Here is a 21058-nt window from a genome sequence, read left to right as displayed (position 1 = left end):
GGCGCGCTCAGAAGCCATGGCCGCAATCGGTGCAGAAACGGGCGGCGCGGGGCATCACACCACCGCAACCGGGACAACTCTTGTGGGTGCTGGCCATGTCGAAGCCGCACTCGTGGCAGAAGCGCCCACCACTCGAAGGCACCTGGCAGTTAGGACAGGCCAGCCCGCCCGCGCCACCTTGCCCTTCGTCATACCCACCGCCATGGCCGGCCGACGCGCCACCCGGCCGCTTGTGCTTGTTGAGGCAGGTCTTGCACTGGCTCAGACTGTCGTCCCAGCACTCGTCGCAGGCCTGGTTGCGGCACTCCGTGCACTGGTTGAAGTAGCGCTGGGCCTGCGCCTGGGCCGCCTCAAACGCCTCTTCGTGTGCCCCGCGCGCACCGGCCGTGGACATCGCGCTGGTGGCCTTGCCGGCCTTGTTCAGGTCGGTCATCAGGAAGGTCAGCCGCGTCAGCCAGCCTGTCAGCTGGCCCATGCGGTGCGCCTTGAAGGGGCTGCGCCAGGTGAAATCGCAGCACTGGCAATAGAACTCGAACTGAAACCCAGCGCCGACGTCGCCCGCCGTGCTGCTCAGGTCTCGGTAATTCTTCATCCGGATCATGGTCGGGCCTTGATGTGGTGACTGGAGCGCTTACTTCTTCTGCGGATGCTTCTTCAGGTACTCTTCGATGATCTTGATGACGTCATCCTTGGTGAGGCCCAGTTGCTCGCTGAGCGATGAATCGCTGTCAGCGGCGGTCAACTGCGCCGGCTCTTCCTGCTCGATGCCCGGCGGCATTTTCAGCGCGAAGATCTTCTGGCCCTTGTTGCCGTGGTCGCTCTTGTAGCGCACCTCGACCTCGTCATACGACAGGCTCCAGTCTTCGTCGAGCACCACCTCCATGTCGCCGCACTGGACGTTCAGGTCGCAGGACATCAGCCGCACCGACTTGAGGATCACCTTGAGCTCGACCGCCTTCTCCGTCCGCTGCCGGATCGTGAGGGTGGCCGTGCCGCAGGTGGCCCCGCTCTTGAGCAGGGCCATCATGGGCACGCTGGCAACGTCCACCGCCTTGGAGATGCTCAGCCGGCGGCCTTCGGCCTGGCGATCAGCGCTGCGGGCATCTGGCGACTTGTCGGCCATCTTCAGGCCCCACTTCCAATCGAACAATTCGATCTCGCCCTTGTGCCCTTCGGCCTGGCTGTTGCCAGCCACGGCACCCAGCGCCAGGTAAACCTCTGCGAATTCCATGACCTGCCTCCGTCGTGTCTACGATCAGCCCAACCACACCGGGATCATTTGAGATCCATGCCGTCCACTTCGGTCAGGAAGGTACTGCGCTTGGTCGAGAAGCTGCCATTGGGATTCACCTCGAAGACCTCGATCTTCAGCGACGAATACCGGATGGACAGCTCCTCCTGGAGCACCATCGCCTTGCCGTCGGCCACCAGCGCCACATCGATGTTCTCGATGAACCCGCCCTGGACTTCCAGGGTGAAGGCATCCCGCATGTCCCCCTGGCTGCCCCCAGCCCCGGCGCCCGTGCCGAAACCGTGCGCCACGGTGACCTTGGCGGTGGTGATGCGCTTGCGCTCGCGCATCGCCGTCATCAGGGTGACCGATGAGCTGTCGAAACGCTTCTTGAGCGAGAGCACATCCGCCTCGACGCGCCGAGTGACCGTGCGGCCAGCGCCCACGCCCTTGATCACGTCCTTGCCGGTCATCGACCAATCGAAATCCGACAGGATGATCTGGCCCACATAGCCGGCCGTCTCGCTCTCGCCGATGTTGGAGGCGTCGAGTCCTTCAATGGACATCTTCAGGAATATCTGGCTCCAGCCCATGGTGCACCACCGTGATGACTAACGGCAAGCCGTTGACACAATGAACAAATCCGGGAGCCCCTCGCAAGGAGGAAGCACCCGGACCACATCAGCAAGACAGGTCTTACTTGATGATCTTGTTGGCGGCGATGTCCCACTCGAACGGCATGTCGCCAGACAGCTTGCCCTTGTTGTCCTGGGGCTTGTAGTTGATCTCGATGGACTTGGACACCATTTCGACGTCCTGGCTCACAGCGCCGTCTTCGCCACCCTTGGTCGAGACCTTGGTGGTGAAGGCGTCCTTCATCTTGATCTGGAAGAACTGCTTGGGCAGGCCGTCGGCATCGCCGACTTGCTTACACATCACGATTTCAACGGTCGCGAAGTGCACACCCTTCACGATGTTGCGCATGATCGTGGGGGAGGACTTGTCGAAGTAGTGCGAGAAGCTGAACACGCCGGGTGTGGCCTTGCCGACCGCAGCGCCGCCGCCCTTCAGGAAGCTCGATTCGGCTTCGATGTCCCAGCTCCAGTCGCCGATTTCGATCCAGCCCTGGTCGCCATGGAAGTTTTCCTGGAAGGACTCGCCCTTGTCGACGCCCGCGAATTTGATGAATGCATTACCCGGCATGATTGACTCCTAAGTGGTCAGTGTTAACGAACGATGGCTTGATCAGCCCTTCTTTTCAGAAGGCAGTTTGGAGACAAGCCGCAGAGAAACCGTGAGGCCCTCAAGCTGATAGTGAGGTTTGAGGAAGAACTTCGAGGAGTAGTAGCCCGGAGCGCCTTCCACCTCTTCCACCACCACCTCGGCCGCCGCCAGGGGGCGTTCGGCTTTGGTGACTTCGGTCGAGTTGGTCGGATCCCCGTCCACGTAGTTCAAGATCCAGTCGTTCAGCCATGAGGCCATGGCGTCGCGGGACTTGAACGAGCCCACCTTGTCCCGCACGATGCACTTGAGGTAGTGGGCAAAGCGGCAGGTGGCAAAGAGGTAGGGAAGACGCGCCGCCAGCGCCGCGTTGGACGTGGCGTCGGGGTCGTCGTATTCGGCAGACTTCTGCAGCGACTGGCCACCGATGAACGCCGCGAAGTCGGAGTTCTTGCGGTGGATCATCGCCAGGAAGCCGTTCTTGGAGAGCTCGGCCTCGCGACGGTCGGAGATCGAGATCTCGGTGGGGCACTTCATGTCCACGCCGCCGTCATCGGACGGGAAGGTGTGCGTGGGCAGGTTCTGCACCGCGCCGCCGGACTCGACACCACGGATGCGCGAGCACCAGCCGTATTCCTTGAAGGAGCGGTTGATGTTGGTGGCCATGGCGTAGGCCGCGTTGGCCCAGCCGTACTTGCTGTGGTCGCCGCCAGCGGTTTCTTCTTCGAAGTCGAACTCTTCGACGGGGCTGGTCTTGGCGCCATAGGGCAGGCGCGCCAGGAAGCGCGGCATGCACAGGCCCAGGTAGCGGGCGTCGTCGGATTCGCGCAGCGAACGCCATGCGGCGTACTCGGGCGTCTGGAAGATCTTGGTCAGGTCACGCGGATTGGCCAGTTCCTGCCACGATTCCATCTGCATCACCGCCGGGCTGGTGCCCGAGATGAAGGGGCAGTGGGCCGCGGCAGCGATCTTGGCCATCTCGGCCAGCAGCTCGACGTCGGGCGGGGTGTGGTCGAAGTAGTAGTCGCCCACCAGCGCACCGAAGGGCTCGCCGCCAAACTGGCCGTACTCTTCTTCGTAAAGCTTCTTGAACAGCGGCGACTGATCCCAGGCCGTGCCCTTGTAGCGCTTGAGCGTCTTGGCCAGATCCTGCTTGCTGATGTTCATCACGCGGATCTTGAGCTGCTCGTCGGTCTCGGTGTTGTTCACCATGTAGTGCAGACCGCGCCACGCCGATTCCAGCTTCTGGAAATCCTCGTTGTGGATGATCAGGTTGACCTGCTCGGAGAGCTTCTTGTCGATCGCGGCGATCATCGCCTCGATGGACTTCACCGCATCGGCACTGATGATGTTGGTGTGCGCCAGGGCCTGCTGGGCCAGGATCTGCACAGCCTGTTCGACGGCGCCCTTGGCTTCGTCGGTCTTGGGCTTGAATTCCTTTTGCAGCAGCGAGGCGAACTCGTTGCCTTCCAGGGTGACGCCAGCCAGCGCCGAGCTTTGTTGCTGTTCAGCCATGTGTGTTTACTCCTGAACTTATTGCTCGTCAGCCGGTTTGGCAGTGGCCGTCAGCGACTGCAGCAGCGACGGATCGTTCAGCACCTTGTTGATCAGCTCTTCGGCACCGGTCTTGCCGTCCATGTAGGTGATCAGGTTGGACAGCTGGGTACGGGCTTCGAGCAGCTTGTTCAGGCCCTCGACCTTGCGCGCCACGGCGGCCGGCGAGAAGTCGTCCATGTTCTCGAAGGTGATGTCCACGGGCAGGTTGCCTTCACCGGTGAGGGTGTTGGGCACCTGGAAGGCCACGCGGGGCTTCATGGACTTCATGCGGGCGTCGAAGTTGTCGACGTCGATCTCCAGGAACTTGCGATCGGCCACGGCGGGCAGCGGATCGGCAGGCTTGCCTGACAGGTCGGACATGACGCCCATCACGAAGGGCAACTGCACCTTCTTCTCGGCGCCGTACAACTCGACGTCGTATTCAATCTGCACGCGGGGCGCGCGGTTGCGCGATACAAACTTTTGTCCGCTCATGGAATGACTCCGTTTCAATGACCGTTAAGCTCAACGAACCACATTACAACACCGGCACGAGGCCGTGGGACCCCTCTAAAGGGGACCCCAAATCTTAGGGGGAGCCCCGGGGGCTTCAATAACCACCGCCGCCTCCAGCCACGGTATCGGGGTCTACCCCCATGATCTTGGCCACTTCGTTGAGCGCCTCGGGGGCCAGTTCCTTGACCAGCTCGAGGAAGTTCTTGTCGATCAGGCGCTGGGCGCGGCGCAGCAGCAACTGGGCCGGGCTGGTGGGCTCGGTGCGCTCCAGGTACTGGCAGACCAGGTCGATGGCCTTGATCGCATCCTCGCGGGTGTCGATCGAGTCACCGATGCCGCCACCGCCCCCACGGCCGCCCCGGCGTGGTGCACTGGTGCTTTCGCTGCCACCATCACTGCCACCCAGGTCGCCCAGCAGGCTGTCCAGATCCAGGTCATCGCTGCTGTCGCTGCTCTCCTGGGGCGTGACGCGCACCAGGGCGGACAGCATGTCCTTGAGCGTGTCGCACGACGGGGCGCGGCCATAACCGACGCGGTCCTGCAACAGGCTGATCAGGGCGTCGAGTTCGCTGGAGGCACGCTGCCCCAGGTCCTTGAGGGTGTCGTCCTCGGCGATGGCAGCGCCCAGCATCTGCTCGATCGAGTCGACGCTCATGGGCGATTCGTCATCGCGGGCCGGGATCTTGTCCAGGGCCACCTCGATGTCGCGCACGGTGAGCTGGCCCACGGCGCGGCTGCGGAACACCACCGACTGGCGGACATCGCCCAGCATGCCGGCGCTGTCTTCCAGTTGCGACAGCACGTTCAGGCGGGCATAAGGATCGCCGTCGTCCGGATCGGGCTTGGGATGGGCATCATCCCAGTAGCGCTCTAGCAGTTCGCGCAGCAGCCGCAGGCTGTGCGGCAGGGACGACAGCCCTTCGCGGTGCAGCAGGGCACGGCCCCACAGGATCGCCACGCGCAGGTCGCGGGTGCGTTCGAAGAGTTCTTCGGATTTTTCCTTGACCGCACCCCAGTCGGGCGGCTCGGCCGGCGAGAACTGGGTTTCAGGCTTGCCTTCGGCAGCCTTGTTCAACTCAAGGAAGTCGTTGTCGTATTCGAGGTCGTCGCCACAGGGAGGATCTCCGAGGGGCTCCAGCCAGGCATCGACTTGGGCAGCGCTGTCACTCATGGTTGGCCGTGATGGATGGTATGGGTTGCAGAAATGCGTGCAAAAACCGGAGGACTGTAGCGCTGCGTTGTGAACATGCCGTGCGTTGGCATGGTTCGCATGGTGTGGTCAGCCGACCGGAGGGTCAATCCTACGGTTTAGGAGACGACATCCCACGGTCTGCGCTGGCCGGGATACAACAGCCTGAAAAAAGCACCGCCAGCACCCTGCTTTACTCGGCGTCAGCCCTGTGGCGAGCAGCCTACAGTAGCGCTCTCCGATCCACGTCAAACGCCAAGGAGCTCGCGATGACGCACCCTCGATCCAGCCTCAGCGCCCTTGCGGCCGCGGCCACCCTGGCAGCCGTGCTGCACACCCCCGCCCGCGCTGGCGAAGCCTATGGCGCCGTGGGCATCCCTGGCGTGATGGGCGGCTACGCCCACACATTGACCGACCGCGTGGTGTTGCGGGCCGACTACGCATCGCTGGGTTCGCACAACAAGGACGGCAATCGCGAAGGCATCAACTACAAGGGCAAGCTCAAGCTGGCCCGGGTTGGCCTGTTCGCCGACTACTTCCCCGCAGGCGGCGGCTTTCGCCTGACCGGCGGGCTGACGGTCAACGACATGTCGCTCAAGCTGCGCTCGAACATGCCGGCCGGCAGCATCGTCAACATCGGCGGCACCAACTACATCGCCAATGGCAACGAGTACCTCAACGCCGACGTGAAGGTCCCCAAGGTCACGCCCTATGTGGGCATCGGCTGGGGCCACCACCGGCGCGAGCCGGGCTGGGGCTTCATCGCCGACGTGGGCGTGTCGATCGGCAAGGCCAAGCTGGACGTGGACACGAACCTCGCCACCTATGGCGTGTCGCAGGCCGACATCGACCGCGAAGTGCAGGACCTGCGCGACGACGTGGCCAAGGTGCGCGTCATCCCGCAACTCAGCGTGGGCATGAGCTACCGCTTCTGATTTCTCAGGGAACCTGGGCTTTGCCATCGGTCGCCGTTGGGGGGCAGACACACCAGGTGTTCCGTCACGCACACGGGTCGGCAGGAAGTTTCCCTGCCGACCCGTTATTTTTTGGCCCGCACAGGGCCACCCCCAGGGCAAACCCTGGCGTTTGGCACATCAAGAAATTTCAAGCGCGGCCGACAAACCGTGCATGGCAGTAACAAACACGCCCAAAAAGCACTTGTCCGTGGTGGGAGCGCCGCTGGCGATCCACGGTCCTGCCACGGAGGCCGCGCCGCATGCCGAACCGCTCACGGCGCCTCCCGTGGCCGCGGAGACCGGTACGACCGGCATGGCACACCCCGACACCCTGCGCCAGGTCGGCCCGCTGACCCGGCTGGTGCTGGGCGACGACTGGAAGCAGCGACTGCGCACACGCCGCTCCCTGATGGGCGGCTTCAACTACCTGGTGTTCATCGTGCTGCTCAATCTGGCAGCACGGTACGGATGGCTGCCCGAGGTGCCGGTGCACCAGGTGAGCTTCGTGCTGCTGGCCATGGTGGCGGCCTTCTACACCCTGCTGCGCAGCGGCCTGAACCGGCAGTTCGCGGATCCCTCGCTCACGATGCCGCAGATGCTGCTGCCCGCCACCGTGACGGCCTGGGTCTACACCTTCGGCGGCCCCCTGCGTGACGGTGTGCTGCTGATGCTGGCGCCGGTGCTGCTGTTCGGCTTTCGCAACCTGCGCCCAGGCAAGGTCCGCCTGCTGAGCGGCTACGTGCTGGCCCTGATGGGCGGCGTGATGGTCTGGCTGGTGCACACCGATCCGCAGAACCATGACATGGGGGGCGAGCTGGTGCGCTTCATGCTGGTGGCCGTGGTGGTGGTCACGCTGTGGCAGTACACCAGCAACGACACGGAAGAAAGCTCGGGGGTGCTGCACGCCCTGGGTGTGATGCTGTTCACCGACGATGCCAGGCAGCGCCTGCGCATCCAGCGCTACATGATGGCCGCGGCCAACTTCGTGATCTGCACCATCGTGCTGGCCTATGCGGTGAGCACCGGTGCGGTCGAGGCGCGCCTGGGCTGGTGGCTCGGCTGCTACATGATGGCCAACGTGGGCGTGTTCTACGCCCTGCTGCGCAGCGGCCTGAACCTGCACTTCGCCGACCCGTCGCTGACCCTGCCGCAGATCATGGTGGCGCTGACCTGCGTGGTCTGGTCCTACGCGATCCTGGGTGAATCGCGCGGTGCGGCCTTGATCCTGCTGGCGTTGATCCTGATGTTCGGCATGTTCAACCTGACGGCCAAGCAGACGCGCATGGCGGCCTTCTTCGCGCTGTGCAGCCAGGGCCTGACGATGCTCTTCATGGCCACGCTGGCACCGGACCGCTACCCGGTGCGCCAGGAGATGGTGAACTTCCTGTTCGCCTGCACCTCGCTGCCCACGATCTCGGTGCTGTCGGGGCAGCTGAGCACGCTGCGCCACCGCCTGCAATCGCGCAAGGACGAGCTGGCCGAGGCGCTGGCCCGCATCCAGACCCTCGCCACGCGTGACGAGCTGACCGGCCTGTTCAATCGCCGCCACATGATGGAGACCCTGGCGCTGCAGAAGAAATTCAGCGACAAGGGCGGGCGCATCTTCTGCATCGGCATCCTGGACATCGACCACTTCAAGCACGTGAACGACACGCACGGCCACGGCGTGGGCGACGAGGTGCTGCGGCACTTCGCGCAGCACGCGCAGTCGGTGATGCGCGATTCCGACGTGATCGCGCGCTGGGGCGGCGAGGAGTTCCTGCTGATGCTGACGGACTGCCGGCTGGACCAGGCCGAGGCCGGGCTGGAGCGGCTGCGCGAGGTGATCAATGCCGCGCCCATGGCGGACACCATCCCCGGGCTGCGCGTGACCTTCTCGTCCGGGCTGACCGAGCAGCGCTACGAAGAAACGATCGACCAGACCATCGAGCGCGCCGACCAGGCGCTGTACCGGGCCAAGCGCGGCGGGCGCAACCGCACCGTGGCAGGCTGAGCCGCCTGCCCCGTTCAGCCCTGGCCCTGGCTGGCGGCGGTCAGCACCTTGAGCAGCCACGCATTGAGATCGGCCACCTCCTCGGCGCAGACCGAATGGGGCATGGCGTAGTCGTGCCATTCCACGCCATAGCCCAGGCCAGCCAGCGTGTCGCGGGCCTGCTGTCCGCGCGCGATGTTCACGACGTCGTCATGCCGGCCATGCGCCATGAACACCGGCACATCCGCATTGGCGGCGCTGCGCTCGGCCGCCAGGGTGTCGGCCAGCGGCAGGTAGCCCGACAGGCCGACGATGCCGGCCAGGCGGCTCGGATGCCGCAGCCCGGCCAGCAGCGACATCGCGCAGCCTTGCGAGAAGCCCATCAGCACGGTGCGCGAGGCCGGCACGCCGCGCGCCTGCTCGCGCGCCAGCAGGGCTTCGATGTCGGCGATGGACTGGCGCAGGCCGGGCTCGTCTTCGGGTGATCGGCCGCCCAGGCCCAGGATGTCGTACCAGGCGCGCATGGCGTGGCCGCCGTTGATGGTCACGGGGCGCACCGGCGCATGCGGGAACACGAAGCGCACGGGGCCGATGGCGGTGAGGTCAAGCTCGTCGCAGATGGGCACGAAGTCGTTGCCGTCGGCACCCAGGCCGTGCAGCACGATGAGGGTGGCGGCGGGTGGCACGCCGGGGTCGATGTCGAGGGTGTCAAGCATGGTGGTGTGTCCTGTGGGGGCGGGCTGGCGATCGAGGTGATCGGGCCGGGCGCCCATCGGCACATGCTAACGGGCATTGATGGGCATTGGCGGGCATGGCCGCAACACCCCGGTCACAGGTCCAGCACCAGGCAGGCCGAGCGGGCGCGAGAGCAGCAAGCCATCAGGCGGTCGTTCAGGGCCTGCTCCCTGGGCGACAGGTGGACATCGCGGTGGTCGATGTCGCCTTCGAGCACGCGGGTCTCGCAGGTGCCGCACAACCCTTGCTCGCAGGACACGGGGATGAGCACCCCATGCGCGGCCAGGGCTTCGACCAGGGTCTGGCGCGCGGCCACGGGGATCAGGCGCTGGCTGCGCTGCAGACGCACCATGAAGGCGCGATCACCGCCGGTGTCGGCCGATGCGGTGCCCGCCGGTGCGGCGAAGTGCTCCTGGTGCAGGCGGTTGTCGTCCCAGCCCAGGCGGCGCGCTGCCGACAGGGCTGCATCCATGAAGCCTTGCGGTCCGCAGACGTAGAGGTGGGTGCCAGCTGCGGCATCGGACAGCAGTTGGTCGATGTCGAGCGCGGTGGCGGGTTCGTCGTCATGGTGATGGCGTACCCGCGAGGCGAAGGGCGCCTCGCGAAGGGCCTGGGCAAAAGCGGCGCTGGCCCGGTTGCGCGTGCAGTGGTGCAGCGCAAAACCGGCGCCCAGTTCGTGCAGGCGGTGGGCCATGGACAGCAGCGGCGTGATGCCGATGCCGCCCGCCAGCAACAGGCTGCGCGGCGCGGCTTCGTCGAGGCAGAACTGGTTGCGAGTTTGGCCAATGCGCAAGACAGTACCCTCTTGCACATCGCGGTGCATGGACACGGAGCCGCCTCGCCCGCCGGCCTCGAGCTGCACCGCGATGCGGTAGCGACCCTCGGCCGGGGCGCCCCACAGCGAGTAGGGGCGCACGGCCCCGGCGGGTGTGTGCACGTCGATGTGAGCGCCAGCGGTGAAGGGCGGCAGCGGTAAGCCGTCGAGCGCCTGCAGGTCGAAGCCGGCGATGCCGTCGGCCAAGGCGTGGCGGGCCACGACACGGACCTCGCGTGGGTCGGCAGGCAAGGTGGCGTTGGGCATGGCGGGCTGGATCATGGGCAGGCTCCTCGGTTGGCTCAGAAGCGGTGGCGGATGCCGACGCCGAAGCTGCTGCCGTCCGAGCGGCCCGTCCACCGGTCGCCCATGGCGATGGCGTAGAGGTCGGTGCGCTTGCTCAGGTAGTGGTCATAGCCGATGGTGGTGAAGCTGCGCGTGGCCTCGCGCGTACCGGAGGTCCTGGCTTGGCCCCACGAGGCCAGCACCGCGCCGTTGCCCACGGGCACCGAGGCGCCGAACTGCGAGATGGTGTCGCGCGTGCCGGCGTTGGTGGTCTGCGTGTCGGTCTCGCGCACGCGGCCATATTGGCCAAAGAACTTGGCGAAGCCCGCGTTGTACGAGGCGCCCAACTGCCATGTGGTTTCCTCGCCCGAGGCAAAGCTGGCCTGCACACGCTGCACGACCAGGCCGCCCGAGAAGGCGCCGCTGTTGTAGCGCACGGCTGCGCTGGTGTTGTCGCCCTGGGCAGATTCCCTGGGCGCGTAGAGCAGGTCCACCGTGACGCCGCCCAGATCGGGCGAGGTGTAGGCCACGGCGTTGGACCAGGCCGTGCCGCCCGAGGTCTTGCCGGTGTAGGAGTAGTGGCTGCGGATGGCCGGCGAGTAGTTGTACGACGAGACCAGCGGGTTGTACATCAGCACGTTGGCGAACAGCGGCGTGGGCACGCGGCCCATGCGCAGTTGGCCCAGCCCCTCCTTCTTCAGGCCGACATAAGCAGCGCGGCTGTAGAACGGATCGCCCGCGAAGCTGCCGGACATGCCCGTGTCATTGAGCATGAAGCTCTCGAGCACGAAGTTGGCCGTGAGGCCGCCGCCCAGGTCTTCCACGCCCTTGAAGCCGATGAAGCTGGTGGTCATGGCGCCTGATTCGACGCGGGTCACGCGATCGCCGCCTGCATCCTTGAAGGAGCCCAGGCCGATGTCCATCAGGCCGTAGACCTGGACGGTGGTGGCGGCAGGCGCCGACTGCGCCTGGGCGGTGGCGCAGGCAGCAACGCACAGGGCGGCCAGCGCAACCTTGCGGATGGGCAGCACGTTGGCGCGCAGTGGAGCGGAATGGAACTTCAATGGGGGCATGGCGAACTCGCAACAGGAAGGTCGAAGGCTGGGAAGCAGGGACAAAGAACGAGGGCGCACCTGTCCCTGGCCACCCGCTCTTCAGGCAACCAACGGAACGCAGCGCGGGTAGAGAGAAACGTCAGCCGGACATGAGCTCGTCGAGCAACCGGTAGTCAGGCAAGGTGGTGTCGATGGCGCGGCCACGGCGCAGCACGACGCGGTCGAACTGGTGGCGCGACAGGGCCTCGGACCAGTCGCGTGCGCGCAGCACGATCAGGTCGGCATCACCGCCCACGGCCACGGTGCCCACGGTGTCGGGCAGGCCCATGATGGCGGCGGGGACGGAAGACGCCGAGGTGATCCAGTCGCCCAGCGGGTGGTCCAGCTGCAGGATCTTCACGGCCTGCGTGAAGGTGTCGAGCATGTCGTGGTCGCCATAGGCGTGGAAGGGATCGCGGCAGTTGTCGCCGGCCACGGCCACGCGCAGGCCACGGGCCTTCATCTCGTGCAGCACGGTGACGCCGCGCCAGCGGGGCGTGCGGCCGGGCGCGCGTGATTGCAGGTACATGTTGACCGTGGGCAGGCTGACGATGTCGACGCCGGCCTGCGCACAGGCTTGCAGTGTGGCCTCGATGGCCTCGTCGGGCTGCAGGGCCAGCGAGCAGCAGTGGCCGCACAGGATGCGGCCCTTGAAGCCCAGCTGCACGGCCAGTTGCGCCACACGGATCAGGCTGCGCGCTTGCGGGTCGCTGGCTTCGTCGACATGCAGGTCGAGGTCCAGGCCTCGCTCGGTGGCCAGCTGGAACACGCGCGTCATGGCCACGTCGAACTCGGGCGGCAGCGGCACGTTGGGCAGCTGGCGAAAGCGCGTGACGCAGCCCAGCCTGGCGCCGGCGGCGGCCACCGTGTCGGCCAGCGCCCGGCCCTCTTCGGTCAGGAAGATGTCCAGGGGCGCGATGGACGAGGCCTGCAGCGCGATGCGGCCGGCCCATTCGGCGCGCAGGCGCTCGAACACCGGGAAAGAGATGCCGGCCTGCGGTGCGAGCGAATCCAGGTGTGTGCGGATCGCCACCACGCCGCGTGCGTGCGCTGTCATCAGGCCGAAGCTGGCCCGTCGGTAGACATCCTCGGCATGCCAGCGGGCCTCGCGGTCCACGCCGGTGGCGTGCGCGGCGCCGGGCACATCGCCCGTGGGATTGGGCCGGCGCGGCCAGATGTGGCCCTTGTCCAGGTGCGTGTGGCAATCGACCAGGCCGGGCAGCACCATGGACTGGTCCAGGCTCGGGCCGAGCGATTCGGGCAGGGTGCCGGCCGGCTCGATGGCGGCGATGCGGCCCCCATCGATCAGCAGGTCCACCTGGGCCAGATCGCCATCACCCACCGTGTGCCACGTCTCGTCCTGCGTAGGCGAAGGCCGCAGCAGGCAGCGGGGCACACGCACATGGCGCAAGGCGCAGCGATCGCCTGAAGGCATCGGGAAAAAGGCAGGCACCGTGGTCATCGGGAAGCTCATGGCGGAGGCCTTTCAGTTCTCGCGCGAGACCGCGCTGTCATGCCAGTGCCGCAGCGCCAGGTGCGAGACCAGCGACAGGCAGGCGAAGATCACGATGCCGCACAACGACACCAGCAGCAGCGCGGCGAACATGCGCGGGATCTGCAGCTGAAAGCCCGCTTCGAGGATGCGGAAGGCCAGCCCCGACTGCGTGCCCGAAGTGCCCGCCACGAACTCGGCCACCACCGCCCCGATCAGCGACAGCCCGCCTGAGATGCGCAACCCGCCCAGGAAGTAGGGCATGGCGGCCGGCAGGCGCAGGTTCCACAGCGTCTGCCAGCGCGTGGCGCGGTAGAGTTGGAACAGGTTGACCAGGTGATGGTCGGCCGAGTTCAGGCCCAAGGTCGTGTTCGACAGGATCGGGAAGAAGGCCACCAGCCACGCGCAGATCAGCAGCGACGCCGTGAGGTTGTCGGCCCACAGGATGATCAACGGCGCGATCGCCACCACCGGGGTCACCTGCAGCACCACGGCATACGGGAACAGCGACAGCTCCATCCACTTGGACTGCGTGAACAGGATGGCCAGGGCCATGCCCAGCACCACCGCCGCGCTGAGCGCCGCCAGCGAGATCGCCAGGGTGATCCACAGCGAGCCGGCCAGCAGCGACCAGTCCTGCACCAGCGTGGTGGCGATCAGCCAGGGGCCGGGCAGCACGAAGGGCGGGATGCCCCTGAGGCGCACCACGGCTTCCCACAGCAGCAGCACGGCCAGGCCGGTGAACAAGGGGGCCAGCACGCGCGCCCAGTGCGCAGGCGCGATGCCCAGCACGCGGCGCGGCGGCGGGATGACGACATCGTCCAGCAGCACCGCGTCGATTGCGGCCTGTGCCGATGCGGCGTGAGAGAGGTTCGCGTTCATGCGGCTTGTCTTTCCATCGGCAAGGTGGATTCCAGCGCGGCCGAGGCGCGTTCGCAATGGCGCGCATAGACGGCAGAGGTGCGGTACGAGGCTGGCCGGGGGTAGGGCTCGGCCACGTCCAGATCGGCATGGATGCGGCCGGGGCGGGCGGCCAGCACCACCACGCGCTGAGAGAGGTACACGCTTTCGAACACCGAGTGCGTCACGAAGACCACGCTGAAGCGTTCGCGCTGCCACAGGGCCAGCAGGTCGTGGTTCAGCTTCATGCGCGTGATCTCGTCCAGCGCGGCGAAGGGCTCGTCCATCAGCAGGATGCGCGGCCTGGTGACCAGCCCCCGTGCGATGGACACGCGCATCTTCATGCCACCGGACAGCTCGCGCGGGTAGGCATCCTCGAAACCCGCCAGGCCCATCGAGGCCAGCGCCTCACAGGCACGCTCATCGGCCAACCTGGCCGGCATGCCGGCCAGCCGCAGGGGCAGGCTCACGTTGCGCCGCGCCGTGGCCCAGGGCATCAGCGTGGGCTCCTGGAACACGAAGGAGAGTTCTGGCTGTGCCAGCCCGCGGGCATCGCAGGCGCTGGTGGGCCAGTCGATCTGGCCGGCCGAGGGCTGGCCCAGCCCGGCGATCAGGCGCAGCAAGGTGCTCTTGCCGCAACCCGAAGGCCCCAGCAGCGAGATGAACTGGTGCTGGCCTACATCCAGGCTCACATCGCGCAGCGCCAGCGTGCCGCTGGCAAAGCGCTTGCTGACCTGCCGCACCCGCAGCAGCGGCTTGGCATCAGGGGTGACGAGGTCCATGGCTCAGGCCCCGACACGCTTGTTGACGAACTTCAGGGTGTAACCCTTGCGGATGTCCAGCCCGGCCGGCATCGCGCCGGCGGCCACCATCGCGTCGTAGATGGCCTTCCAGCGCGCATCGCTCATGGCCCCCACGCCACCCTTGTCGACATCGCTGGAGCTGAAGATGTTGTGGCGCTTCATCGCGGCAATGGCATAGGCGATCTTCTCGGGCGACATCTCGGGGTTGCTGGCGCGGATCAGGTCGTTGCCCGGCGTGGGATCGCCGTGGAGGTAGCTGGCCCAGCCCTTGGCCGTGGCGTCGACGAAGCGTTGCACCACGTCGGGCTGCTCGGCCACCACCCTGGGCTGGGCCAGCATCACGTTGCTATAGGCCTGGTAGCCCTGGTCGGCCAGCACATGCACCACCGGGTCGGCGCCGGCCCGCTTGAGCTCATACGGCTCGCTGGTGATGAAGCCTTCCATCGACATGCTCTTGTCGGCCAGGAAGGGCGCCATGCTGTAGGTGTAGGGCCGGGCCTGCTCGTCGGCAAAGCCGTAGCGTGCCTTGAGCCACTGGAAGTAGGTCTGGCGTCCCACCGTGGACACCAGCAGCGGCTGGCCTTTCAGCGAGGCCAGCGTGTCGTGGCCCGTGCCCTTGTGCGAAAGCAGCACCGTCATCGGGCGCTGGCCGAAGGCGGCCACGGCCACGCCGGGCAGGCCTTCCTTGACGAAGTTCAGCACACGCACGCTGTCGGAATCGACGAAATCGGCGCGGCCGGCCAGGAAGATCTGGTTGACGTTGAGCTGAGGGCCGCCCTTCTTGAGCTCGACCTCGAGCCCTGCGTCCTTGTAGTAGCCCAGGGCCAGGGCCTGGTACAGGCCGCCCTTGTCGGGCTGGGGCAGCCAGCCGGTCTGGTAGGTGATCTTGGTGAGGCCGCCCTGTGCACGGGCGTGGCGCAGGAAGGCCGGCGCGGCCAGGGTGGTGGTGCCGGCGAGGGTGGCGAGCGCCTGGCGGCGGGTGAAGCGGGTGCTCATGGGGATGGCTCCTTGGGGTACAGACGTGGCGATCGAGTGGAGAGCAGGCGGCTTCAGCCCTGCAGTTGCGGCGGCGTGCTCGCCTGCGCCTCGGCCATGACCTGGGCCTGCGTGTGCTGGCCGTACTGCCAGCCGGTGGTCGGCAGGTCCAGGCCTGACGAGCCGCCGCTGGCAGCGGCCAGTTCGCCCGCGTCGTCCAGGTCCATCTTGCCGGGGTTCATCAGGTTGTGCGGGTCCATCTGGCGCTTGAAGGCGGCGTCACGGCCGCTCATGGCCTTCATGCCGTTTTCCTTGACGAAGTAGGTGTGGTTGTTGGCCACCATGGCGCCGTCCTCGGCCATGCCGCGGATCACCTCGGCCACCTGGGCTTCGTCCTCGAACTGGTAGTAGGGTGAGCCCTGGAAGGCGATGCGGCCGTCGTAGCGCTTGACCTCCAGGTGCATGCCGCCCAGGTCCTTGAAGCGGCGCTGGCTGCGCTCGACCGCACCGAGCAGGTCGGGGTCGAGGTACAGGCCGATGTTGTTGACGATGTTGGGCTGCGTCTTGTTGACCTGCAGGCGCGCATGGCCCCAGCCGAACTCCCACAGCGGCGCGTGGTACGGGCCTTCGCCCTCGGCGGCCTCGACCGTGATCTCGCCGCCGAACTCGGCCACCAGCGCGCGGAAAGCCTCGATGCCCTGCTGCGCGACCATGCTGCGCACCATGCTGTGGCCTTCGCGGCCGAAGGGGCGCATCGCCGTCATGTAGTCCCAGTTGGGCCATTCGTCGATGGAGATCAGCTTCTTGACCAGGCCATCGGCCGCGGCCAGTGCATACGCGAAGCGCGCTGCCACCATGAAGCCGGGGAAGTTGGCCACGGTCTCGACCCAGGGCCACGCTGGCGCCAGCGGCATCTCCACCTCGGTGATGATGCCGTTGGTGCCGTAGGCATGGTGGGCCAGGTTGACGTCGCTGCCGCGCACTTCGTAGACCTTGGGCTCGGCCTCGACGCTGACCATCTGCAGGCCCAGTATGTTGCCGCGGTCACGCAGGATGCCCCAGGTGCAGCTGCCGATGCCGGCGTGGCCGCCGCCGATGTAGCCGCCCACGGTGGCGGCGCGCTTGGTCGATGAATGCATGCGCAGCTCCCAGCCGGTGGGGCGGGTCGCCTCGTCGATGGCCACCAGGCGCGCGCCGGCCTGGGCGCGCACGGTGGCGTTGCGCGTCCACAGCACCGTTGAGAGCGCGCTCATGTCCACGATGGCGCCACCGCGCAGCGGCACGCCCTGCCCCAGGTTGCAGGTGCCGGCGCCGCGCATCATCAAGGGCATGCGCGTGAGCGCGGCGGCACGGGCGACGCGGATCACGTCGGCCTGGTCGCGTGGCTTGACGATCAGGTCGGCCACCTTGTCGGCCGCGTCACGCCGGATGATGGGGCTGAAGGTGGTGGACATGTCGCGGCTGCGGCGGCGCACGACATCGGGATCGGACACGGTGGGGATGTCGCCCAGGTGGGACAGGAAGCCGGTGACGTCATTCATGTGAAACTCCAATGGATCGAAGCTGGAAACCTTGTGCATCTCGGCGCGCCCTCACGCGCCGCTTGTTTGATCTGCAGCAAGCAGCATGCCAATAGGTGAACTTTCACATAAATTGATCGACGGCCCCATGGAACTCGAAGACCACGTTTTCTTCCTCTGCACGCAGGTCGTCTACCGGCGCGACCGCCTCATGCAGGAGGTGCTCAAGCCCGTGGGGCTGCTGTCCACCGAGTACCGCGTGCTCAGCGCCGTGCTGCGCAAGGGCCCCCTGCCGATGCAGGATCTGGCGCAGTGGACGGCCTACGAGCGCACCCGCGTCACGCACATCCTGCATGGGATGGAGGACAAGGGCTGGGTGGAACGCACCAGTTCAGACAGCGACAGGCGCGCCGTGTTGGTGCGAATCGCCCCAAAAGGGGCAGCGCTGTTCAAGAAGGCCAAGGCAGAGGTGGACAAGATCACCGACCAGATCCTGGCCGAGCACAGCGAAGAAGACATCGCGCACCTGCGGCGCACGCTGCGCGCGCTGCGCGGCAAGCTGATCGAGATGGAAGGCTGAGCCGCCGTGGATTGAAACGGTGTCAGGGCGCCATGGCCAGCAGCGTGTCGCCGAAGCCGCCTCGCGCGCGGGCATCGGTGCGCGCGCTGGTGAGCACACGCGGCGCGGCGCTCCAGGCGATGGTGGCGCCACTGCGCTGCAGCGCCTCGACCAGGGCGACATCCTCGCTGCAGGCCAGCGGCGCGAAGCCGCCCGCGCGCCGGTAGGCCAGGGCGCACACGCCCAGGTTGGCTCCGTGAATGTGGCGGTGGCCGTCGGCATCGCGGTAATGGCGCTCGAAACACTGGCGCACCGGCTCACCATGCTCACCGGCCGACCAGTCCACCTCGACCGAGCCGCACACGGCCTGCGCACCCAGCCCCAGTTGTGCGGCCAGCCAGCCGGGCGAGACCACGGTGTCCGCATCGGTGAAGGCCAGCCAGCGCGCCCCTGCCTCCAGCAGGTGCTGGGCCCCGGCTGCGCGGGCCGCCCCCACCTTGCGCGCCTGCACGTGCAGCACCTGCACCGGGTGCGCCCGGGCCACGGCCTCGGTGCCATCGCTGCAATCATCGAGCACCGCCACGATGCGCACGGGCTCACTGCGCAACGCGGGGTGCAGGGCCGCCGCGCGGACCGCGTGCAGGCAGGCATCCAGGCAGGCCTCTTCGTTGTGCGCGGGAATGACGACGCCGATCATGCGGCGGGGGCGGATTCGGCGCCGCGGGCCACGGAGACATCGCTGGGCGACCACACGTCCAGCAGGAAGTCTTCTTCCTCATGGTGGACCAGGCGCGCCCAGCCCGGGCCCTCACCCAGGCGGGCATGAAGGGCCGCGGTCGCGTGGCAGCGGTCATGGAAATCGGGCCGCCAGTGGCAGGCCACCAGGCAGCCCTCGGGCGTGAGGCTGGTGTGGCAGGCGCGGGCCAGGGCGTCGAGGTCGGCTGCGGGCAGGTAGTACGCCCATTCGGCGATCACGACCAAGTCGAAGCGCCCGGCGGGCCAGTCGCGCGGCAGCGTACGGCGTTCGATGCGCACCTGAGACGCCCGGGGCTGGCTGACCACGTGCGCCTTGGCGATGCACACAGCCGTGTCCGACGCATCGCAGGCCAGCAGTTCGTCACAGCGCAGCGCCAGGGCCGCGGTCAGCGCGCCGGTGCCGCAGGCGGTCTCCAAGGCTCGGCGGTAGCGCTGGTGCGGCAACGCGGCCAGCAGCAGCGCCTGCTTGCGCTGCTCATACCAGCGTGTGTGCACTTGCCACGGATCGGCATCGCGCCGGTAGAGCTGGTCGAAATGATCGAGGTGGCGGCCCGGGTTCACCGCGCGGCTCAGCGGAAGAACACCTCGTAAGGCCGCAGCACCCGCGCCAGGGCGCTGGGCGGCAGCACGCAGCCGGCACGGCTGGTCGGATCGGGCCGCGTCTGGCTGGTGAAGGCGGCGGCGGCCAGGCGCTTGCGCTGCTCCACATCGGGGGACAGCGGCAGGCGGCAGGCGCGCGACCAGGGCAGGCGCGGATCGCCCGGGCGGGCCCAGTGCCACGCCCACACCGGCATCTCGATCAGTTGCGCGCCGGCCTGCTCTGCGGCGGCGGCGCAGGCATGGCCGGTGGCCTCGTGGTCCGGGTGGCCGTCTTCGCGCCAGGTGGTGATCACCACATCGCCGGGGCGCAGCTGCGTGAGCAGCGCGGACACCATCTGATCCTGCTGGGCTGTGAGCTGGCCGTCGTGCAGGCCCAGCCGGTGCAGGCGGATGCGGGACAGGCCCAGCAGCGCCAGGGCACGCACGGTTTCCAGCGGGCGTTCCTGGGCCAGGCGATCGGGTGTCCAGCGGCTCGACCCGGGGTGGCTGGCCGTGCCATCGGTCACGGGCATGATCAGCAGCTCGCGCCCGGCCTGGGCCAGTTGCGCCATCAGGCCGCCGGCCCCCAGCACCTCGTCATCCGGGTGCGGCGACACGACGACGGCGCGGCGCCCGGCCGGCACCAGGGCCTCCAGCGTCACGGCCGGCAGGGTGCCCAGATGGCTGCAGGCTCGCCACGATGCCTCGGACGTGCCACGGCCGCGGATGACCCGCCCGGCACGGTGCTCATCCGTTTCAGGCGGCAGGGTGATCGGCCCCATAGGGTCGGAGCCCAAGGGAAACAGGGGGGCGACCGGCGTGCCGATCCTTTCCATCACAGCGGCCATGGGGACTCCTCAATGGTCAACAGGTCGGCGCCGAGCGTGGCCTGGTCACGTTCGGCATGGCTTTGGCGCAAGAACACGGGCAGGTCGGCCACGAGGTGCGCGATGTGCGCATCGCGGCACAGCGGGCCGGCACCCAGGGCGCGGGGCACGGCGTGCAGGCAGCGCGTGGCGGCCTCCTCGACCACCAGGCGCACGCACAGCGCCTGCGGGCGGGCATCGCGGTCGGGGTGGCGGTCGATCCAGTCGGCGGCCTCGCGCAGCATGGCCCCCGCGGCAGTGAGTGCGGCGTCCACGGCGCCCAGGTGGGCCAGCGGATGCAGGGCCCTCGCATCAAGGTGGTCCGGGTCCAGCCGCTCGGCCCGGTCGCGGCAGGCAGCGTGCAAAGCCTCGCCCAAGGCCACCGCGGCGCCGTACCAGCAGGCTGCGATGCCTGCGCCGCCATGCCAGAAGCCACGGCGGTTCACATAGCTGGCCGGGGCACCCAGCTGGACGCCACGCGCCGCATTGAAGCGGACGTCCATGCTCGCGGTGGCGGCCATGCCCACGGCCTGCCAGCCTTGCCCCGTCACGGTCACACCAGGCTGGTCCATGGCCACGATGGTCAGCACAGGCTGATCGTCATCGTTCCAGGCACTGACCAACGCATGGCTGACCGAGGCTGCACCGGAACACCAGGCCTTCACACCACGCAGCGTGACGGTGCCGTCCGGGGATGGTGCAGAACAGTGCAGCCGTGCATCGGGGGCTTCGGCGCACCACACGCCCCACGTGCTGCCAGGCGCCGGTTCTGGCGCTCCCAGCTCGGCCAGGATGGCCAGCGCATCGGTGTGCGCCTCGTACAGCTTGGCCAGGCTCAGGTCGTGGGCCGCCACGGCGGCGAGCATGCGCCAGCGCTCCAGGGTGCGGCCCTGGCCGGGGGGCGGCACATTCGCCAGGCCTGCGTCCACCATCGCCTGCAGGACCTCGCCGGGGGGCGTGGGCCGTGGCGCACGCGCGCGCATGGACAGGTGCGCACGCAAAGCCCGCAGGCGGGCGGGACCATCGTCCGGGGGCAGCAGTGCGCGCGACATCACCCCA

22 protein-coding genes are annotated in these 21058 nt (G+C 67.5%); 3 read left to right on the top strand and 19 right to left on the bottom strand.

The features are described from left to right. Nucleotides 1–7 precede the first annotated feature (7 nt). From EIP75_RS00605 to tssA, 7 genes are all read right to left on the bottom strand, one after another. Nucleotides 8–592 carry a double zinc ribbon domain-containing protein gene (locus tag EIP75_RS00605; RefSeq protein WP_158622691.1) on the bottom strand — a complete coding sequence of 195 codons (585 nt, stop codon included), beginning with the start codon at nt 590–592 and terminating at the stop codon, nt 8–10. A 39-nt stretch (nt 593–631) separates the two neighbouring features. Then, on the bottom strand, nt 632–1231 hold the full coding sequence (locus EIP75_RS00600; protein WP_125241279.1) for a type VI secretion system tube protein Hcp: 600 nt from the start codon (nt 1229–1231) through the stop codon (nt 632–634). 44 nt (nt 1232–1275) lie between these two features. Further along, the gene (locus tag EIP75_RS00595) at nt 1276–1824 is read right to left on the bottom strand and encodes a type VI secretion system tube protein Hcp (RefSeq protein WP_125241278.1); all 549 of its coding nucleotides are present in this window, start codon (nt 1822–1824) and stop codon (nt 1276–1278) included. Between the two features lie 103 nt (nt 1825–1927). Continuing rightward, nucleotides 1928–2434: an Hcp family type VI secretion system effector gene (locus EIP75_RS00590; RefSeq protein WP_125241277.1), complete on the bottom strand. Its 507-nt coding sequence runs from the start codon at nt 2432–2434 to the stop codon at nt 1928–1930. 42 nt (nt 2435–2476) lie between these two features. Further along, nucleotides 2477–3967 (bottom strand): type VI secretion system contractile sheath large subunit, encoded by a 1491-nt coding sequence (gene tssC / locus EIP75_RS00585; protein ID WP_125241276.1) that lies wholly within the window; start codon nt 3965–3967, stop codon nt 2477–2479. A gap of 18 nt (nt 3968–3985) precedes the next feature. Further along, the gene (tssB, locus tag EIP75_RS00580) at nt 3986–4483 is read right to left on the bottom strand and encodes a type VI secretion system contractile sheath small subunit (protein ID WP_125241275.1); all 498 of its coding nucleotides are present in this window, start codon (nt 4481–4483) and stop codon (nt 3986–3988) included. Nucleotides 4484–4598: 115 nt separating this feature from the next. Beyond that, nucleotides 4599–5675 (bottom strand): type VI secretion system protein TssA, encoded by a 1077-nt coding sequence (gene tssA / locus EIP75_RS00575; RefSeq protein ID WP_125241274.1) that lies wholly within the window; start codon nt 5673–5675, stop codon nt 4599–4601. Between the two features lie 287 nt (nt 5676–5962). Here tssA and EIP75_RS00570 point away from each other — a divergent pair, with 287 nt between their 5' ends. Both EIP75_RS00570 and EIP75_RS00565 read left to right on the top strand, forming a co-directional pair. Continuing rightward, complete coding sequence (locus EIP75_RS00570; protein WP_233584607.1) at nt 5963–6628, top strand: hypothetical protein; 666 nt, start codon at nt 5963–5965, stop codon at nt 6626–6628. A gap of 193 nt (nt 6629–6821) precedes the next feature. Then, nucleotides 6822–8642, top strand: a complete 1821-nt coding sequence (locus EIP75_RS00565; protein ID WP_125241273.1) for a diguanylate cyclase — start codon at nt 6822–6824, stop codon at nt 8640–8642. A 14-nt stretch (nt 8643–8656) separates the two neighbouring features. On the opposite strand, the gene EIP75_RS00560 is transcribed toward EIP75_RS00565, so the two are convergent. The 8 genes from EIP75_RS00560 to EIP75_RS00525 form a co-directional block, all read right to left on the bottom strand. Continuing rightward, the gene (locus EIP75_RS00560) at nt 8657–9337 is read right to left on the bottom strand and encodes an alpha/beta hydrolase (RefSeq protein WP_125241272.1); all 681 of its coding nucleotides are present in this window, start codon (nt 9335–9337) and stop codon (nt 8657–8659) included. Between the two features lie 113 nt (nt 9338–9450). Then, a complete protein-coding gene (locus EIP75_RS00555; RefSeq protein WP_233584606.1) occupies nt 9451–10452 on the bottom strand; it encodes a PDR/VanB family oxidoreductase in 1002 nt (333 codons plus the stop codon). A gap of 20 nt (nt 10453–10472) precedes the next feature. Then, nucleotides 10473–11528, bottom strand: a complete 1056-nt coding sequence (locus tag EIP75_RS00550; RefSeq protein ID WP_125241271.1) for a porin — start codon at nt 11526–11528, stop codon at nt 10473–10475. Between the two features lie 121 nt (nt 11529–11649). Further along, nucleotides 11650–13023 (bottom strand): cytosine deaminase, encoded by a 1374-nt coding sequence (locus tag EIP75_RS00545; protein ID WP_199758451.1) that lies wholly within the window; start codon nt 13021–13023, stop codon nt 11650–11652. Between the two features lie 12 nt (nt 13024–13035). Further along, the gene (locus EIP75_RS00540) at nt 13036–13923 is read right to left on the bottom strand and encodes an ABC transporter permease (RefSeq protein WP_125241270.1); all 888 of its coding nucleotides are present in this window, start codon (nt 13921–13923) and stop codon (nt 13036–13038) included. Further along, complete coding sequence (locus EIP75_RS00535; protein ID WP_125241269.1) at nt 13920–14723, bottom strand: ABC transporter ATP-binding protein; 804 nt, start codon at nt 14721–14723, stop codon at nt 13920–13922. Before EIP75_RS00535 ends, EIP75_RS00540 begins: the two co-directional genes overlap by 4 nt. A 3-nt stretch (nt 14724–14726) precedes the next feature. Continuing rightward, nucleotides 14727–15740 carry an ABC transporter substrate-binding protein gene (locus EIP75_RS00530; protein ID WP_125241268.1) on the bottom strand — a complete coding sequence of 338 codons (1014 nt, stop codon included), beginning with the start codon at nt 15738–15740 and terminating at the stop codon, nt 14727–14729. 53 nt (nt 15741–15793) lie between these two features. Further along, complete coding sequence (locus tag EIP75_RS00525) at nt 15794–17260, bottom strand: FAD-binding oxidoreductase (protein ID WP_158622689.1); 1467 nt, start codon at nt 17258–17260, stop codon at nt 15794–15796. Nucleotides 17261–17387: 127 nt separating this feature from the next. Here EIP75_RS00525 and EIP75_RS00520 point away from each other — a divergent pair, with 127 nt between their 5' ends. Continuing rightward, entirely contained in the window at nt 17388–17819 is a 432-nt protein-coding gene (locus EIP75_RS00520; protein ID WP_233584605.1) for a MarR family winged helix-turn-helix transcriptional regulator, read from the top strand. 22 nt (nt 17820–17841) lie between these two features. Here EIP75_RS00520 and EIP75_RS00515 read toward each other — a convergent pair whose 3' ends face one another. From EIP75_RS00515 to EIP75_RS00500, 4 genes are read right to left on the bottom strand one after another with little or no spacing between them, the layout of a single operon-like run. Next, on the bottom strand, nt 17842–18495 hold the full coding sequence (locus EIP75_RS00515) for a glycosyltransferase family 2 protein (RefSeq protein ID WP_125241265.1): 654 nt from the start codon (nt 18493–18495) through the stop codon (nt 17842–17844). Continuing rightward, nucleotides 18492–19115: a methyltransferase domain-containing protein gene (locus tag EIP75_RS00510; RefSeq protein WP_125241264.1), complete on the bottom strand. Its 624-nt coding sequence runs from the start codon at nt 19113–19115 to the stop codon at nt 18492–18494. Before EIP75_RS00510 ends, EIP75_RS00515 begins: the two co-directional genes overlap by 4 nt. Before the next feature lie 8 nt (nt 19116–19123). Then, on the bottom strand, nt 19124–19981 hold the full coding sequence (locus EIP75_RS00505) for a PIG-L deacetylase family protein (protein ID WP_233584604.1): 858 nt from the start codon (nt 19979–19981) through the stop codon (nt 19124–19126). After that, nucleotides 19969–21051 (bottom strand): acyl-CoA dehydrogenase family protein, encoded by a 1083-nt coding sequence (locus EIP75_RS00500; RefSeq protein WP_125241263.1) that lies wholly within the window; start codon nt 21049–21051, stop codon nt 19969–19971. The genes EIP75_RS00505 and EIP75_RS00500 overlap by 13 nt, the downstream gene beginning before the upstream one ends. Nucleotides 21052–21058 lie beyond the last annotated feature (7 nt).

Origin of the sequence: Aquabacterium soli (assembly GCF_003933735.1) — a bacterium.
GTDB classification, from domain to species: Bacteria; Pseudomonadota; Gammaproteobacteria; order Burkholderiales; family Burkholderiaceae_C; genus Aquabacterium; species Aquabacterium soli.
Note: the sequence above shows the minus strand (reverse complement) of the source record. Positions and strands in the feature narration are given on the sequence as shown.

Bases quoted from the DNA above. Each gene is read 5' to 3' on its own strand.
- EIP75_RS00605 (WP_158622691.1), bottom strand. From the start codon at position 592: ATGAAGAATTACCGAGACCTGAGCAGCACGGCGGGCGACGTCGGCGCT.
- EIP75_RS00600 (WP_125241279.1), bottom strand. From the start codon at position 1,231: ATGGAATTCGCAGAGGTTTACCTGGCGCTGGGTGCCGTGGCTGGCAAC.
- EIP75_RS00595 (WP_125241278.1), bottom strand. From the start codon at position 1,824: ATGGGCTGGAGCCAGATATTCCTGAAGATGTCCATTGAAGGACTCGAC.
- EIP75_RS00590 (WP_125241277.1), bottom strand. From the start codon at position 2,434: ATGCCGGGTAATGCATTCATCAAATTCGCGGGCGTCGACAAGGGCGAG.
- tssC (WP_125241276.1), bottom strand. From the start codon at position 3,967: ATGGCTGAACAGCAACAAAGCTCGGCGCTGGCTGGCGTCACCCTGGAA.
- tssB (WP_125241275.1), bottom strand. From the start codon at position 4,483: ATGAGCGGACAAAAGTTTGTATCGCGCAACCGCGCGCCCCGCGTGCAG.
- tssA (WP_125241274.1), bottom strand. From the start codon at position 5,675: ATGAGTGACAGCGCTGCCCAAGTCGATGCCTGGCTGGAGCCCCTCGGA.
- EIP75_RS00570 (WP_233584607.1), top strand. From the start codon at position 5,963: ATGACGCACCCTCGATCCAGCCTCAGCGCCCTTGCGGCCGCGGCCACC.
- EIP75_RS00565 (WP_125241273.1), top strand. From the start codon at position 6,822: ATGGCAGTAACAAACACGCCCAAAAAGCACTTGTCCGTGGTGGGAGCG.
- EIP75_RS00560 (WP_125241272.1), bottom strand. From the start codon at position 9,337: ATGCTTGACACCCTCGACATCGACCCCGGCGTGCCACCCGCCGCCACC.
- EIP75_RS00555 (WP_233584606.1), bottom strand. From the start codon at position 10,452: ATGATCCAGCCCGCCATGCCCAACGCCACCTTGCCTGCCGACCCACGC.
- EIP75_RS00550 (WP_125241271.1), bottom strand. From the start codon at position 11,528: ATGCCCCCATTGAAGTTCCATTCCGCTCCACTGCGCGCCAACGTGCTG.
- EIP75_RS00545 (WP_199758451.1), bottom strand. From the start codon at position 13,023: ATGAGCTTCCCGATGACCACGGTGCCTGCCTTTTTCCCGATGCCTTCA.
- EIP75_RS00540 (WP_125241270.1), bottom strand. From the start codon at position 13,923: ATGAACGCGAACCTCTCTCACGCCGCATCGGCACAGGCCGCAATCGAC.
- EIP75_RS00535 (WP_125241269.1), bottom strand. From the start codon at position 14,723: ATGGACCTCGTCACCCCTGATGCCAAGCCGCTGCTGCGGGTGCGGCAG.
- EIP75_RS00530 (WP_125241268.1), bottom strand. From the start codon at position 15,740: ATGAGCACCCGCTTCACCCGCCGCCAGGCGCTCGCCACCCTCGCCGGC.
- EIP75_RS00525 (WP_158622689.1), bottom strand. From the start codon at position 17,260: ATGAATGACGTCACCGGCTTCCTGTCCCACCTGGGCGACATCCCCACC.
- EIP75_RS00520 (WP_233584605.1), top strand. From the start codon at position 17,388: ATGGAACTCGAAGACCACGTTTTCTTCCTCTGCACGCAGGTCGTCTAC.
- EIP75_RS00515 (WP_125241265.1), bottom strand. From the start codon at position 18,495: ATGATCGGCGTCGTCATTCCCGCGCACAACGAAGAGGCCTGCCTGGAT.
- EIP75_RS00505 (WP_233584604.1), bottom strand. From the start codon at position 19,981: ATGGCCGCTGTGATGGAAAGGATCGGCACGCCGGTCGCCCCCCTGTTT.
- EIP75_RS00500 (WP_125241263.1), bottom strand. From the start codon at position 21,051: ATGTCGCGCGCACTGCTGCCCCCGGACGATGGTCCCGCCCGCCTGCGG.